At 38.9% G+C, this 13,998-nt stretch carries 16 protein-coding genes; 3 read left to right on the top strand and 13 right to left on the bottom strand.

Going from position 1 to position 13,998, the window contains the following annotated elements; all coding sequences use genetic code 11:
* Window positions 1-5: 5 nt before the first annotated feature.
* The 5 genes from ACSJJG_RS10005 to ACSJJG_RS09985 form a co-directional block, all read right to left on the bottom strand.
* Window positions 6-1,805 (bottom strand): hypothetical protein, encoded by a 1,800-nt coding sequence (locus tag ACSJJG_RS10005; RefSeq protein WP_223281571.1) that lies wholly within the window; start codon window positions 1,803-1,805, stop codon window positions 6-8.
* Between the two features lie 95 nt (window positions 1,806-1,900).
* On the bottom strand, window positions 1,901-2,158 hold the full coding sequence (locus tag ACSJJG_RS10000; RefSeq protein WP_189758363.1) for a hypothetical protein: 258 nt from the start codon (window positions 2,156-2,158) through the stop codon (window positions 1,901-1,903).
* Between the two features lie 236 nt (window positions 2,159-2,394).
* The gene (locus tag ACSJJG_RS09995; protein WP_189758362.1) at window positions 2,395-2,598 is read right to left on the bottom strand and encodes a hypothetical protein; all 204 of its coding nucleotides are present in this window, start codon (window positions 2,596-2,598) and stop codon (window positions 2,395-2,397) included.
* A gap of 135 nt (window positions 2,599-2,733) precedes the next feature.
* Window positions 2,734-3,159 (bottom strand): hypothetical protein, encoded by a 426-nt coding sequence (locus ACSJJG_RS09990; RefSeq protein ID WP_189758440.1) that lies wholly within the window; start codon window positions 3,157-3,159, stop codon window positions 2,734-2,736.
* A gap of 240 nt (window positions 3,160-3,399) precedes the next feature.
* Complete coding sequence (locus ACSJJG_RS09985; protein ID WP_189758361.1) at window positions 3,400-5,472, bottom strand: replication endonuclease; 2,073 nt, start codon at window positions 5,470-5,472, stop codon at window positions 3,400-3,402.
* Between the two features lie 378 nt (window positions 5,473-5,850).
* Between ACSJJG_RS09985 and ACSJJG_RS09980 the strand changes: the two genes are divergently transcribed.
* The 3 genes from ACSJJG_RS09980 to ACSJJG_RS09970 all read left to right on the top strand — a co-directional run bounded on the left by ACSJJG_RS09980 (window position 5,851) and on the right by ACSJJG_RS09970 (window position 7,137).
* Complete coding sequence (locus ACSJJG_RS09980; protein WP_189758360.1) at window positions 5,851-6,069, top strand: hypothetical protein; 219 nt, start codon at window positions 5,851-5,853, stop codon at window positions 6,067-6,069.
* Window positions 6,070-6,253: 184 nt separating this feature from the next.
* Window positions 6,254-6,619: a hypothetical protein gene (locus tag ACSJJG_RS09975; RefSeq protein ID WP_189758359.1), complete on the top strand. Its 366-nt coding sequence runs from the start codon at window positions 6,254-6,256 to the stop codon at window positions 6,617-6,619.
* Between the two features lie 266 nt (window positions 6,620-6,885).
* A complete protein-coding gene (locus tag ACSJJG_RS09970) occupies window positions 6,886-7,137 on the top strand; it encodes a DUF2158 domain-containing protein (protein WP_189758358.1) in 252 nt (83 codons plus the stop codon).
* Between the two features lie 353 nt (window positions 7,138-7,490).
* Here the strand turns inward: ACSJJG_RS09970 and ACSJJG_RS09965 are convergent, their stop codons facing one another.
* The 8 genes from ACSJJG_RS09965 to ACSJJG_RS09930 form a co-directional block, all read right to left on the bottom strand.
* On the bottom strand, window positions 7,491-7,664 hold the full coding sequence (locus tag ACSJJG_RS09965; protein ID WP_189758356.1) for a hypothetical protein: 174 nt from the start codon (window positions 7,662-7,664) through the stop codon (window positions 7,491-7,493).
* Window positions 7,665-7,796: 132 nt separating this feature from the next.
* Window positions 7,797-8,045 (bottom strand): hypothetical protein, encoded by a 249-nt coding sequence (locus tag ACSJJG_RS09960; protein ID WP_189758355.1) that lies wholly within the window; start codon window positions 8,043-8,045, stop codon window positions 7,797-7,799.
* A gap of 246 nt (window positions 8,046-8,291) precedes the next feature.
* Window positions 8,292-8,986, bottom strand: a protein-coding gene (locus tag ACSJJG_RS09955) for an IS1 family transposase (protein ID WP_189761441.1) whose coding sequence is annotated in 2 segments (ribosomal slippage) — window positions 8,292-8,737 and window positions 8,737-8,986 — 696 coding nt in all. Because the reading frame shifts where the segments join, the coding sequence is not laid out codon by codon here.
* A gap of 320 nt (window positions 8,987-9,306) precedes the next feature.
* Entirely contained in the window at window positions 9,307-10,221 is a 915-nt protein-coding gene (locus ACSJJG_RS09950) for a zonular occludens toxin domain-containing protein (protein WP_282885663.1), read from the bottom strand.
* Window positions 10,222-10,274: 53 nt separating this feature from the next.
* Entirely contained in the window at window positions 10,275-11,540 is a 1,266-nt protein-coding gene (locus ACSJJG_RS09945) for an IS4 family transposase (protein ID WP_282885521.1), read from the bottom strand.
* Between the two features lie 83 nt (window positions 11,541-11,623).
* On the bottom strand, window positions 11,624-11,806 hold the full coding sequence (locus ACSJJG_RS09940; RefSeq protein ID WP_189760800.1) for a zonular occludens toxin domain-containing protein: 183 nt from the start codon (window positions 11,804-11,806) through the stop codon (window positions 11,624-11,626).
* A 5-nt stretch (window positions 11,807-11,811) separates the two neighbouring features.
* Window positions 11,812-12,099, bottom strand: coding sequence for a DUF2523 family protein (locus ACSJJG_RS09935; RefSeq protein ID WP_189760801.1), 288 nt, complete (start codon window positions 12,097-12,099; stop codon window positions 11,812-11,814).
* Window positions 12,100-12,110: 11 nt separating this feature from the next.
* The gene (locus ACSJJG_RS09930) at window positions 12,111-13,955 is read right to left on the bottom strand and encodes a hypothetical protein (protein WP_189760802.1); all 1,845 of its coding nucleotides are present in this window, start codon (window positions 13,953-13,955) and stop codon (window positions 12,111-12,113) included.
* Window positions 13,956-13,998: the final 43 nt, after the last annotated feature.

Raw genomic sequence — 13,998 nt, 5'->3', positions numbered from 1 at the left:
TCCCTTTAAGCATCCAGAACAATACGCAAAGCAAGAAAAGCCCAGACCAAAGACGTGATAAGCTCCATCAGCTTCCTATTTCTTTCTATCAGGTCGCAATGGCTATCAATCACCAAATCAAAATCAAACCCCATTAAAGAAAAAGTGGTATTTACCGTAGGACAAGCCGCTGACTTACCTGATATCTTAAAATCAGAAATAAAAGACATACCATCTATAATAGGCTGAGCAATTTCTCTTCCCGTTGGCGGTTTTTCCAAATCTGGAGCTTTAATTTTAGGATCAGTCCCTAAATCCACTTTAACATCAATATTACCACCGTTACCATTACCGCCGCCGTTATTATTAACCGTTGTTTCATGAGAAGATAAATCCAATTCAATATTCTGAATCGGCGAAAATAAATCAGCTGCGGTTAACTTATCATAACCTAACGACTTTAATGCATCACTGACCTCAGCCTCAGTGATATAATCACCATCATTGACATTAATCCCCTGATAATCATTTTGAGCGGCTGCATCATGTAATAAATCATTAATTAATTTGGCAATAATCGAATTATTTAAAGGTTCATCTTTCAAGATTGCCGTTAATTCATCGGCAGATACTATTTTCGCAGAAGAAGATTTATTTCTTTCATTAAAATAATTGCCATCATAATCATAATTTAATGAAGTAGAAACGTACACACTACTCTTCTCTGCACTGAAAAGATAATCTGACTCCTTTGGTGGTGTACATACCGTTTTGACCTCCATAGAGCCATCCTGATTAACAATGCGAGGATATTCACATGGATTATAAGAATTTTTTATTTCTTTCCTGTGAATCACAACAGGAACATAAGCACTAAAAGAAGTTATTGCATTAGGTAAAAATTTATGATCATCATCCCATTTAGAATCACTAACATTAGGTACAAAATCTAACACTTCCAAAGAATTAGACGAAAGAACGTAATCAAAACTCTCATTATCACCATTAACAGTATTGATAACAGGTTTTTTCCATGAATCACGTTCAAACTGCTTAACAACGGATATCAAAAACAACGCTTTCAAAGAACTCAATTTATCATCTTCAATATAAAAATAATCATCACTTGAACTTGGAATATTTGACGTATAAGCAGCTCGTTTATTATTAAGAAAATTAGACTGAACAACACCCGCAGGAACTGGATAAGATTCAACCCCATTAAGCGGAATGTTACTAACAAGAGAAGTACCTGACGAAGCTACCCTCCAATCAGAACCGACAGGTTTTGAATCATTACCATAAAGAATCACAGGGGAATTAGGCGATGGACGAAAATCAACAATCCGAGTTTGACCACCGATACGAACCTCATAATTACCGTTTTCCAGCTCAACACCATCGACAGCCACCTGCAAATTATCAGAACGAAAAGCATCAATCAGCTCAGAAGCTGTCATAATTCCCCCTGCAACAGTGACCCCTGCCCAAGTAACCTGTCCTGCTTTGCGTAAAGATGAATTCGCCGGAAAACTTGCCGCCCTGGATACTGCTGACCGAGACATTCCACTTACAGTTGCCGCTGATTGTCTTCTTATTGTTTCTTGCATAGCAGCCTCCGTTAACGGGTATTTTGTCACGGTCTGTTTTGCTGCTACCTGAATTGCCGTTCTCTTTGCCATCGTTTGTGCAATTACCCTTACCAATAATCCCGCCGCAAGAGCAGGATTAGCCTTAACAGGACTAGGCCAACCAACGAATAAAAATGAAAAGCAAAAAGAATAAACTATTAGCCTTTTAATCCTTGAATCACAGCCCAAGCGCATAATAGCCCCCAAACAAAAACAACCAAAGTTAATAAATCTGCGTGCATATAATAAAAAAAGGGGCTTTCACCCCTTACCTTATAAAATAAGCTAAATTAAGCACCTCTTACCATTTTCATTGCCCACTTAACACCTGCAATACCAGCAAGCAAAGTAATAATAGATGCACCAATTGACATAATAACAGGAAGCACATCGCCAGAAAGATTAATATTGCTTGTCAACGCAGAGTAATCCACAACGCCCGTTTTATTTATAGCCTCATCCGCAAAAGCAAATACAGGAGTTACAGCCAATGCAACAACTAAAGTTGCTTTTTTAGAAAAAAATTTACAAGAAGATAATACACCCATTTTTAATTTCCTATATTAAGCATGCCTTACCATGCGTATCATTTGACCTATACAAAAAGAAAAAAGATATAACATCATTACCGAACTAAACGCCAATCCCCATACCTTACCCAAATAAGGATAATCATAAGAGATTGGAATTTGGCTTGATATATCTAAAATTATCTTTTGACAATTATTGGATATATCACATATAGAACCATTTAAAGAGGTGCCACCCATAAAATAATCGCATTTTATTCTGATTTCCAATATTTATACAAACCATAAGAAAATATTAAAAAAGAGAAAACAAGTAATGAAAAAGAAAAACCAATGACAATATTTTGAGCATCAGAGCGAGGTTCATAAACATCTGACATATTTAAAGTCATCGAATAACAATCATCTTTAGATTTTAAATTACAAATAGTACCAGTAATATTTTTATCATTAGCCATAAACCCACCCTGAATAACAAAATAAGATGTTAGATACTTAACCGACAATTAAATCATCATCAAATTAAAAACCATTAGGCTTTTCTATAATTTAATCAAATTCTTCACTTTTTCCATAGGAACAAGAGAACGTTGTTATTTTTTATTACTCGTTAATGGCTTCCCATCAAAGCGTTGGATTGAACCTGAAACATATTGATACCAGACACCATTATTATCTCGTGATGTCGCCCATGCGCTCGGCAAAAATGAGACATATACGGGCTGCTCTGAAATATCTGCCTCAACAGATTTGAGGAAAATATAATCTTCTTTGGAGCAAACATACTTACGAAACTCAGTTGTTCGTACCTTTAACTTATGATCATCAAACGGCACGGCCAATACAAAACCAAATTTTTCTTTTTGCTTAAGCTCCTTCGTGCCATCGGAAGTCAAAATTTCTCTTTCTTCAATATCTGAAAGCACATGAGAAAAGTGCCCGCCTTGAACGGCCATTGCTTTAAATCCCTCAGGCATAGCATGCTTATACTGATAACGATCTACATAGTTCTGAATCATATTTTTTTCTCTCTCTATTTAGCGACAGTTATTGTCACGAGTCCAAGGAAAACAAAACAGTCTCAAGGTTCGTGACCTCACCTTGTGGCCGCTTTGTTTTCAAAAGACACAATGAAAAACATAAAAGACCATCTTCCGAGAACGAAAAACAAATAATTCTGACAGGCAATAACGATGCAGCATCCCTGCAACGTAATAAAGTATCCATTCGGGTATACAGCACACACAGAGAAAAACTCATCATGAGCGAGTACCGTCTAATAAACTTGGCAAGCGTCTCCCGTTCTCTGGCTCGTAATCATCTTCAAAATCATCAGAACCTTGTCCGAGACAATCAAGAAAGTCCTGATTTAAAGTTTTTTCATCTGCGCGCAAAAATGCCAACGCAAGGCGATCTGCTTCATTCATTCGTCTAACCTCACAATTTGTAAAACGAGTTATAAAAACATGGTGATGAAAGGTAAAACCATAAACGGCTTTACTCGCTGTTTCTTCGTAACAATTCTTTTTTTCTTCACCATCAATAATCTGAGTCAGGTAATAAGGCTGTGCCACAAAGTCCGAGAAAAAACCGCCGCTTAACTCGATATAACGCAAAAAATTGCCATCATCAGCGGCAAGGCGTAATTCTTCCAATTCGAATTTTTCATCATCAGTAAAATGCTCCAATGAAATATCTCCTTTTTTCAATGGATGGCGCAAACGCCGTAACTGACGATAAACGGTAACACTTGGGCAACCAAAGAACTGGAAAAGCCGAATTCCTGAAACACGTGACCAAACAGAAACACGCTGTACAGCATTCTGAAATGAAGTCCCTGAATATTTGTCGTTCAGCTCTGAAATGCCTTTAGCGTCCTCAAATCCTGCCATCTTGGTAATATATTTAATGATATAAGAGAAGCCATCCCCCTTTTCGGGATCGACCGCAGTCACTTTTATACGGTGCTGTTTTGCTCCCTTCTCATCTGGCGAATCCTTAAATACTTCTTCCTTAAAAATCGATAAAACTGTATCAAGATGCTCAGGCTGAGAATAAAACAATATATTCCAGTGAACACAGCCATCTGCGTGTGGCTCAACTGTCCGCAATCCTGGAATAGTGATATCGTGTTTATCCAAGCGCTTACGGACACGAGTAAACGTGTCCAGTAACCATTGATGAGAATCACGAACAGTCGGCATTCCATTCTCAATCCATTGTGGGTTTTCAGTATGAAAAGCCTTACCTGTTTTACTGTTCTTCACCGTTCTGACCGAATGAAAACGAGAAGGACAAGTCAACACAATAAAGTAACCTGTCAAGCCCATATCTTCGGCTAGTGAACAAACCCCTTTTGCACGAACTATCAACTCGACAACTCGATTTTTGCGATTAGAAACAGAGGAATCAAACGCTTCTTTCAGGCTGCAAACCAATTTTTCATCAGCATCAAAAATCCCCATTGCCTCAAGAAAGCGCAACGTTTTAGCATCCTTGCGCTTATAGTGTGAAAGTAACCAATCAGAGGAATATGGCTTTAATGGCGAAAGCATCATTAAAATACGGGAGATCTCAAGCACTCTGGTAAGGCGTTGTCTGTCCAAAAAACGACGAACAAAGTAAGGATTCATAAAACGCAAAACGGCGCCTAACTCCTTATATGCATTAACCAAATTCAACACAGTATCAGCAGGGAAATTAAAATCCTGTTCAACTCGATTCGTAATGATTTGAATAAAGGCATGACAAAAAGTATCCCGATCACCAGAAGATTCAAACCAAGACCATAAAGGCGAATCAGATAGTGAGTGAACAAAATCATCGGCAACCAGTTGTAAGTCCTCATCTGAACAGAACAGGTTAATGCCTTTTCCTTTGCCGTCTGGGGTTGCAAACGCCAAAGAATAAGCCATTTCTAACCTTGTTACTGCTTTCTCGACACCTAATCCCTTCACTAAACTACAAACAGCTTGCGCCACAGAGATAGAAAAAGACCCGAATCCAGATGCTAAGTAAGCAACATACATACGCCAATCCAGAGAAAACTCAGGCAATGAATCAGCTTCAAACAAAAAAATGACTTGATGAACACGTGAATCAAGAGAAGGTAAGAATGCCTCTTCCTGTTCCCCAAATACTTGAATATAACGTTGCCGGGAAAACAAATAATGGCGTTTTGACTGGGAGAAGCGAGCGACACTCGTTTGGTATTCAGGTTGGGATTGTAAAGGCTGATATTGACGATGAAATGAATCAAAGTAACCGTGATAGGCATTCAAAAACTGAACACCCAATTCAGCACGATCTGAATTTGAATAAACAACGCTCATAATCCCTCTTGTACTAGTTTAGGGAGTCAAGGGGTATGAACGTTTTTTTGTGCGGGAGGACGGGATAGATCGGAGCCTGATTCGCATAATGCACGTTATGTGTAAATTGCTGGGCTGCTCTGCGATTTTAGCAGCCCGCAATTCAACATAACGCCGGAGATTATGCGAACCAACGTAACTTTCAAAAAAGTACTGAGGTTTGACCCTGAGTACTCGATCTTTCTTGCCCTAAAAACTCTCTCAATTGGCGTTGTATACAAATCACTAATAACATTCTATATAGATAGAAAACATATCACATGTTTCCTGTCAACATGTCGTAGGCAACTTGCACACAAATTTTATAGAATAAAAGATTATGGTGAACGGAGGCTTCTAATGAACACTGCATCTACATTGAAAACTACTATCAGATTGAAGAAATCGGAGGCTATCGATTTACAGGAAAAGGCATTTCACTTAACCAAGAAAAACATCATGAGCGGACGGCAAAAGATTTATAGCGAAGCTGATTTGGTTCATTACGCAATCGAACAAATGCTAACCATGATCGCACTTGATGAACATGGCCACCTGATTTTGAAAAAAGATAGTTAGAATTTGGTCAGGTTCACCTGAAAGCCCGAAGATAACCTTAGACTACCCCCGTAGTACAGTACGGGGGTTTAGGTGACATCAATAATAAAAACAGAAAGGAAAAAATGCTTGTTAATGACATTAAAGAGTCATGTACTCTTTGGCGGGCAAAAATTGTACAACAACTGAAAGAGAGAAAAAAAGAATGGACTTATTAAGGAAAACGTTCGGCGGTTTAAATGGTAGTTACTTCTTCAGACATCTGTTTTTTGGTATGGCAATTTCAGTATTCTTCATCTGGCTGTTCAGTAAAAATCCAAATGCAAACCTCATTCGCATGATGATTTTTTCCTTAATCAGCGGATTGCTTTATCCCTACGCCCGTTTTGTCTATGAACAAATCACGGGTTTTCTGATGGGTGAAAATGTCTTTTTCGGCAACGCAATATTCATGCTAGCAATAAAACTTATCACCATGATCTTATGCTGGGCATTTGCCATCTTTATTGCACCTGTCGGACTGACTTACCTGTATTTTCATCATACAAGGCAGGAAAAAATCAAGGAGTAATAATGAGCTTAGGAATGGGGATAGCAATAATAGGTGGGATGATTTTATTCTGCGCTTATTTCTTCGGTAATGGTAAGTAATAACGTCTAAATCAAAGAGATTAGTATAATCGCGTTATGTGTAAATGGGTGGCGGCGGTTTGTGATTATCGCCGCTCACCCATTCAACATAACGGCATATCACATTATGCGAACCCAAGTGCACTGAAAAAAATATAAGCAGTTCCATATCGTAACTATGAAAATTTTCAATGGAGTTCTTTAATTATGTATCGAAACTTTTATGAGCAAAATTCAGGCCAAAACGGGTATCACCATCAAAGCTATCATTACTCCCATTACCAAATTGGTGATGTGGTCAGCTTAAAATCTGAGAATAAAAAAATGACTGTTGCATACCATAGTCAAAATGTAGATGGAACAGGAAATTATCTAATTGGGTGCTGTTGGCTCGACAAAAATGACCAATGCCAATGGGCAGAATTTAGTTATTTTATGTTAGACAAAATAACAAATTAAAAGACTCGTATAAGATACGTTATGCTAACATTCTAATATTATTCAACTTTTTAAGTCTGCCTATGATTCCGTATACACACCAAAACAAACTATTTCATGCCAGCCGAACATTTCTTTTGTCTCCGACCGTCCGGCTTCCTCGTCGTTGAAAGTTCGCCAAAGGCAGGCTTAGCAGGGTGAAGGGAGGGTTCAGTAACCCCCAATGAGTCCCCATTTGTATCGGCGGATAAACTGGCGGTGTCCCCAGCAACTCCGAGGAGCCGCCTTCCATGCCCTAAAGGGCATAAACCAAACAGGGGTAACAAATCGCCGTTTAAAATATAGACGTTGGAACAGCGATCCTAGTAACGCTTTCAAAATGGCTTATTCGGAAATTGAGTTTTTAGAACAGCATTCATCTCATCACTAACACTCCGAAAGTAAGGCTCTAAATCTTGTTTAGCCTCTTCATACGCTTTAATAAACTCAGGATTTTCTTCTCTCTTTTTCAATTCCAGTTTTTCACGGAAAGTTATTATCTTTTTCATTTACATTACCTTTTCGATAAAAAATGATGATTTATTCTCTTTGATTTTACTGTATTGAAAGCGGCGATTTGTCATCCCTGACACCTCTTTACATCGTAAAGATGATGTAAAGACAGACGAAACTAACAACGTTCAATAAAACCATGCAAAAGGTTTATTGTGTACCGGAAATGCCATTCCATCCGGATCGCTACCGTTTAGTACTTCAGATAGAAGCTGTTTCACTTCCCGCCGTTCTGGTCTGGTCATCATCAGATTGCGATACCAAGACGGAGATTTATCAAACCATCTTTTGCAGCTTGCAAACCGTCTCCCTACCCGACGATAAGATTTTAATCTTCCATTAGGAAGACGATCACGACTCTGGTTTTTCACAGACATAAAAATATCCTCTAAATAATTAATTACCTAGAAAATATCAAGTTGCTCATACCCTATAATTTTTTGCATGTCTGTCCCCTGCTCTTTTCTAAAATTATAATCAATATGTAACAAAAAAGAACTGTTAAAATTTAGATTAATCAATAACACGCTGTTTATCCTGATAATAAAGGCCGATACAAATCAATCGCTATGATACGTGAAAAAAATCACGTAACGGTCACGTATTCAAAATGTTGATTGGTCTTAAATATAATATTCTCTTTCGATAAAAGTCCCGATGACTTTGTCATGCATTTCCGGTGATTTTGAATAGCCTAATGTTTTACGATTCAGCCGCTTAATTCGGTTTCTAAGGGTGAGGTTTTCACGTTCAATACGCTGCGTAAAACTTTTTCCGATGAGGTGTTTATCCGTGGGCAACAAGGTGTAAGCCTTGAATTTATCGGTACACCAAAAAGCGACGTTAAAATGCGATAATTTTTTGAGCAGTTTCTTCAACGTCTTTTTGCTTCGTCGGCCGAAAGTATGGGCAATAATACGCTTCAGACGAGGCTCCCAAGCATACCATAACCAACGTTGTTGCTTTTTATTCCCAACAAATGACCACATCTCATCGACTTCACAGATGAGCTCAATTTCCACCTGTTCCAGCGGTAATGTGGTTACACATCGTGGGGACAATTTTTTAAAGTGCGAACGACAGCATTAATACTGATATGTAGTGCCCGTGCAGTGTCACGGATACCGGCATTATTCATGGCAAGATCCACAACTTGTTCTTTTATGCCCGTCCGGCAAGCACGATAAGCATATTCAAGCTGAAAAGTACGGCGACAAGACAGGCAACGATAACGCTGACGTTCACCTTGACCCGTGCCATGTTTTCTTACCGATTCGGTTTGTTGACAAAATCGACATTTCACTTCTACCGTTGCCATCTGATTTCCTGAAAAAGTGAGGAGTATACATGAGAAACAACAAATTGAATACGTGACCTTTTTTTTCACTACCCCAATGCCCATATTACTCAGGTAACGAACAAAAAATTCTTTTTCGTCAAGATCTGGCGTAATATGAAATGAAACCAATCTTTCATCTATAATTACTTCTGGCGAAATCATAAACGGATTTTTAAAAACCTGACTATAAATAAAATTAACCGACTTAGGAATAGAAACGCCATCTAAAGAAAAATCGACACCTTTCGCAAAAGAAAAATAAGGGACAGAAGACAATAAAATAACAGAAAGTAATTTTTTCATTTTGATACACCGCTAAAATAAGTCACCTTTTCCCCATCAACAAAACCGAACATCATGACACCTTTACCATGAAATTCAGTTTTATTAACCAGTCGGATATCACCGGAAGCATTAACCAAAGTGACGTAATTATAATTATCCATACTTAAAAAGCCGGAAATACGCCACTTTGAAGAAACAGGCGGATCTACTCTTTTTTCTCTTTCAGTTCCTTGATTTCCGCTTCCAGTTCGCAAATTGATATCAGCATTGTTGCTCCCAAACTGGTCAACTTGTTTATCCAAACCAGTACCACTACCAGAGCCAGCCACGACAGAATTATCGTTAGCATAACCAGTAAAGAATGCGTAGATGAAATAGCCACTACAGCTAAGTAAGAGTAAGAACCCAAACATATATACCCATAATTTAGTCTGGCTAAACACGTTTTGACGAGAGTCAACAGTCGCTTCACTGCCCTTACCTCCATTGTAGGAATGATAAAGTTTAAAAATATTCTTATCGTACTTATTCTGATAACTGGTTATCTTATTAGTTTTATATAATTTAGCCTCGTTATAAACATCAACACGATAACGATTTTTAGCACCAATCGCTACCAACTTAGTCATCTTATAAGAGGTCTCAATTCGTCCCTTTATCATTTTAGCTATCGTATCAGGACTCTGATTCATCAAAACCAAATCACAACACAAGCCCGTATCTGGATCAGTAAAATGACGGTGTTCAGAAATAAAAGACTCATGCTCCGGTGTTAAATTTTTATCTGACTTCCAAAACCTCCAGACTTCATCAATACAAACCAAATCACCAGCCTTGCAAAAAGAGTCATAACAATCATAACCATCTTGATCAGCACGTTTATAAGGAAAAAATTTCGGCTCTTTAACCTTCTCATCAGTAACTTTAATTATCTCACCAAAAGCACATTCTTTTCCCTTAGATAACTTGCATATACCGGATCTTAAGAATTAAGCCTTTCAAAACACGCCTCCAATGTTTTGTTTTTACATGATTTTCTTTGCGGTGTTTTGAAAGCATTCCGGCATAAATATTCCCTCGCCTTTTCCAGTAAAAAACCGGTTTCCGACCACGCTCGTTGGATCAAATTTTCTATTATTGGCCGTAACCACATATCCGTATTTTTTGCTGCTTTTAGCAAAGAAGCGTCTGGAAATAGTCGTCTTGCCATTGTCCGCCTGACCAGCAACGCGAGCAAACTTGACCAGACAAGCCCAGTGACTAACGACGCTTTTCGGGTGGTAAATCCGTGCCAGTTTGTGTGTGATTTCAATTCCTTGAATAACAACTCGACCTGCCAGCGGCAACGATAAATGTCCATAATGTCATTCGCGGTAAATTCCTCTGGTGGTAAGTTTGTCAGCCAAATACAGAACCGCTTCTTTTCTGCAAACCAGCGACGGATGATCCGGAATTCATAGCCCTTTCTCCGACAGCACAGATCCAAGACTTCTGAACGGTTGGTTCTGCGGGTGACTTCTTTTAAGGTTTTTCCGGCCAGTTTCCGCAGCGGTTTCCCTTGTCCAGTGTGCGCGGTGATAATCTGAGAATTCAGCGATTGGCTTCCCCTGACAATAAATGCCGCGCCAAAATGGGAGAGTTGTTCAAAATAATCAAAAGCCGGATATCCTGCATCCGCAAGCAAGAGTTGCCCGCGTAATGTGGCCGGTGCAGGCAAATGAGCGCGTTCAGACGCGGTATCGGCCGTCACCGCCATTCCTGTTGGTGTCTGGCTCAATAACGACATCGTCATATGGCATTCAATGGCGGCAGAGGTTGTTTTGAATCGAGAGGGGAAAACTTCCGCGAGCGCAGGATGCACTTTAAATGAACTCCCATCTTGTAAAATAACATTTTGAAATTGAGCTAATTTTTTCGGTATCGCGACGTGTTTTTCAACCCACTGTGCCATGACAAACCTGACAATAATTTTCACAAATTCCTCAAAGGCCGGTTTACGTAATTGATTGTAAAAGGGTCGGTAACTGACTTGTTGCCGAATCTCAGGGCACAAGCCATTAAACTTCTGATGTAATTGGGCAATGGAGGTGATTTTATCTGTGCTGAGCGCCGTAATCAGGCTAAGCAGCAATGTGCGGGGTTCAATATTTCTAATGCGTTGAGTAAATCCGCAGCCAAACGCTATCTTTTGCAAAGAAACATCACTAAAAAATTGCATTAACTGGTGTTTTATAGCAATAATCGTCACAGGCTTCATCCGTGGTTTTGGTATTAGTTTGGCGACGATTATCAGATCATAAATGAAGCCTTTTTTCTATCTAAAATATACAGTTAATGCTTAAGATCCTGTATATGAGATAACTTGATAGCATACTCACGAATAGCATCAGGATTAATCCCATCAATATTGGTCACAATCCTACGACCTTTCATATAGGCCGGAAGAATGACACTTTTCACACACTCATGACTCTTACCAGAGCCGGGAACGCCAAAGTAAGCTGTAATAGACATGATAATTACCCAATAATTGGAATTCTTCGAATGATGAAACGCGTAAAAAAGGCCGTAACCACCAAACTCACGCCCAACGTTCCCTGAAGCAGATTGATAAAGTACCAAGCTGCATCAGGAAGCAAATCAAACAAAGATTGAATATTCGTGTTTTTAGGTAACAGCTCTACTACAACAGACATCAATTCTTTAACGACAAGATACAACGCACCAAAGACAATGAACTTAATAACAACAGTACGAAGAATATAACCAAGAACCGCATTCAAAGCTGAAAGTAAAATACCGTACATAGAATTCCCCCCTAAGCGCTTAAAAGCACACGCAAAGCCACTAAAGCCCAAATCAAAGACGCAATAAGCTCTATAAAAGTTCTGTTTTGTTCAATCAGCGGGCAATGAGTATCAATCACTAAATGAAAATCATGGCTCATTAAAGAGAAATGAGAATCTACAGTCGGACAAGTGGCGTTTTTGCCCGATAATTTAAAATCAGAAAGAAAAGGCATGCTATTTTTAATCGGGTCTATAATATCTCGTCCTGTTGGCAGCTCACCCAAATCAGGCGATTTAATATTCGGGTTTTCACCTAAATCAACTTTAGCTTCAACATTAATATCTGTTTTACCGTTGCCACTATTAATGGTTGTTTCATTATTTGTTAATTGATCTATTTCAATATTTTGATACGGGGAAAATAGATCCCGTGCTGTTAGTTTATCTTTTCCTAATTTTCTTAAAGCGTCTGCTATTTCAGATTCAGAAATATAATCATCATCAGAAACAGGAATACCTTGATAATCATCTTGCAAAGCAGCGTCATGTAATAAATCCGTCATTAAATCAGCAACAATAGCATTATCCACTGATTCATCATCAAGAATATCCGCCAATTCAGAAGAGGAAACAGATTTAACAGAGTTTAATTTGTTTTTATTTTTAAAGTAATTACTTTTGTAATCCGTGTTTAACGATAAATAAACTAAATTGCTTATTTTTTTATCATTAATAATATAATCACTATCCGTTGGGGGAGTACACATCCTCTTTCTTTCAGTTACGGGTTCACCATAAATATTAGTTTCACCTGTAGCCAATTCAACAATTTCACAAGGATTGAAACCGTTTTTTAATGTTCTCACATGAAGAACCGCCGGAACAGTAGCCTCATAACGAGTACTCGCACCGCCAATCTCTTCATATACTCCCGGATAAGAGGGGAAGGGACTACCCGCTTTAGATACGAAATCAAGAATATCTACACTGTAAGATGTATTAACATATTTAAAATTCCCATTATCACCCTCAGCATCATAAATAACAGGTTTATATTGGCGCTCAAATTCTTTCACTGAGGCATAAATCATCGCATTCTGAACTGAAGAGGGTTCATCATCTTCAATGAAATAATAATCACCAGAATCATCGCTAATATTAAAACTATAAGTGACCTTATAATTATCAAAAGACATTGATTTAAATACCCCTGAAGGAAGTTCTAAAGGTATATAGGAATTCAAACCATCACCATTAAGCAAATAACCACTCACCACAACAGGGCGTGACGGCGTAACAACCACACCTGTATCACCCCTGATAGCATTACCATAAAGAATAACCGGTTGATCATCCGATGGTTCAAAATCAACAATCTGAGTCCGCCCCCCTATCCTAACTTCATATTTGCCATTTCCTAACGCTACACCGTCCGTCGATACGGCTAAATCCCCTGAGCGGAAAGCACCGATAAGCTCCGATGTTGTCATAACACCACCTGCGATGTTCAACCCCGCCCAAGTGACTTTACCGCCAGAACGCAATGCCGAACGCGCTGGAACGGAAGCCGCTCTAGCCGCTGCGGCGCGAGACATTGCCGCCGCAGTTGATGCAGCTTCTGCCGCTGCTTGCCGTCTTATCGTTTCCTGAAGCGCTAATTCGGTTAAAGGATATTTAGAAACCGCCTGCCTTGCTGTCACATCAGCCACCGCTCTTGTAGCAGCTCTCTTTGTAACAGTCTGAGCAATCACCCTAACCAATAATACCGCAGCCGGATTAGCCCTAACCGGACTAGGATAAACAACAAATAAAAATAAAAAACAAAATGAATAAACTATTAGCCTTTGAATCCCTGAATGACAGCCCATGCGCATAATAGCCCCCAAATAAAAACAACAAGCGTTAATAAGTCAGCAT

It is taken from the genome of Xenorhabdus sp. SGI 60, assembly GCF_056632175.1.
Note: the sequence above shows the minus strand (reverse complement) of the source record. Positions and strands in the feature narration are given on the sequence as shown.

Excerpts from the sequence above, each read along its gene's own strand:
- ACSJJG_RS09990 (WP_189758440.1), bottom strand. The coding sequence starts at position 3,159 with ATGATTCAGAACTATGTAGATCGTTATCAGTATAAGCATGCTATGCCT.
- ACSJJG_RS09935 (WP_189760801.1), bottom strand. The coding sequence starts at position 12,099 with ATGTACGGTATTTTACTTTCAGCTTTGAATGCGGTTCTTGGTTATATT.
- ACSJJG_RS09940 (WP_189760800.1), bottom strand. The coding sequence starts at position 11,806 with ATGTCTATTACAGCTTACTTTGGCGTTCCCGGCTCTGGTAAGAGTCAT.
- ACSJJG_RS09930 (WP_189760802.1), bottom strand. The coding sequence starts at position 13,955 with ATGCGCATGGGCTGTCATTCAGGGATTCAAAGGCTAATAGTTTATTCA.
- ACSJJG_RS09970 (WP_189758358.1), top strand. The coding sequence starts at position 6,886 with ATGTATCGAAACTTTTATGAGCAAAATTCAGGCCAAAACGGGTATCAC.
- ACSJJG_RS09975 (WP_189758359.1), top strand. The coding sequence starts at position 6,254 with ATGGACTTATTAAGGAAAACGTTCGGCGGTTTAAATGGTAGTTACTTC.
- ACSJJG_RS09980 (WP_189758360.1), top strand. The coding sequence starts at position 5,851 with ATGAACACTGCATCTACATTGAAAACTACTATCAGATTGAAGAAATCG.
- ACSJJG_RS09985 (WP_189758361.1), bottom strand. The coding sequence starts at position 5,472 with ATGAGCGTTGTTTATTCAAATTCAGATCGTGCTGAATTGGGTGTTCAG.
- ACSJJG_RS10005 (WP_223281571.1), bottom strand. The coding sequence starts at position 1,805 with ATGCGCTTGGGCTGTGATTCAAGGATTAAAAGGCTAATAGTTTATTCT.
- ACSJJG_RS09995 (WP_189758362.1), bottom strand. The coding sequence starts at position 2,598 with ATGGCTAATGATAAAAATATTACTGGTACTATTTGTAATTTAAAATCT.
- ACSJJG_RS09965 (WP_189758356.1), bottom strand. The coding sequence starts at position 7,664 with ATGAAAAAGATAATAACTTTCCGTGAAAAACTGGAATTGAAAAAGAGA.
- ACSJJG_RS09960 (WP_189758355.1), bottom strand. The coding sequence starts at position 8,045 with ATGTCTGTGAAAAACCAGAGTCGTGATCGTCTTCCTAATGGAAGATTA.
- ACSJJG_RS10000 (WP_189758363.1), bottom strand. The coding sequence starts at position 2,158 with ATGGGTGTATTATCTTCTTGTAAATTTTTTTCTAAAAAAGCAACTTTA.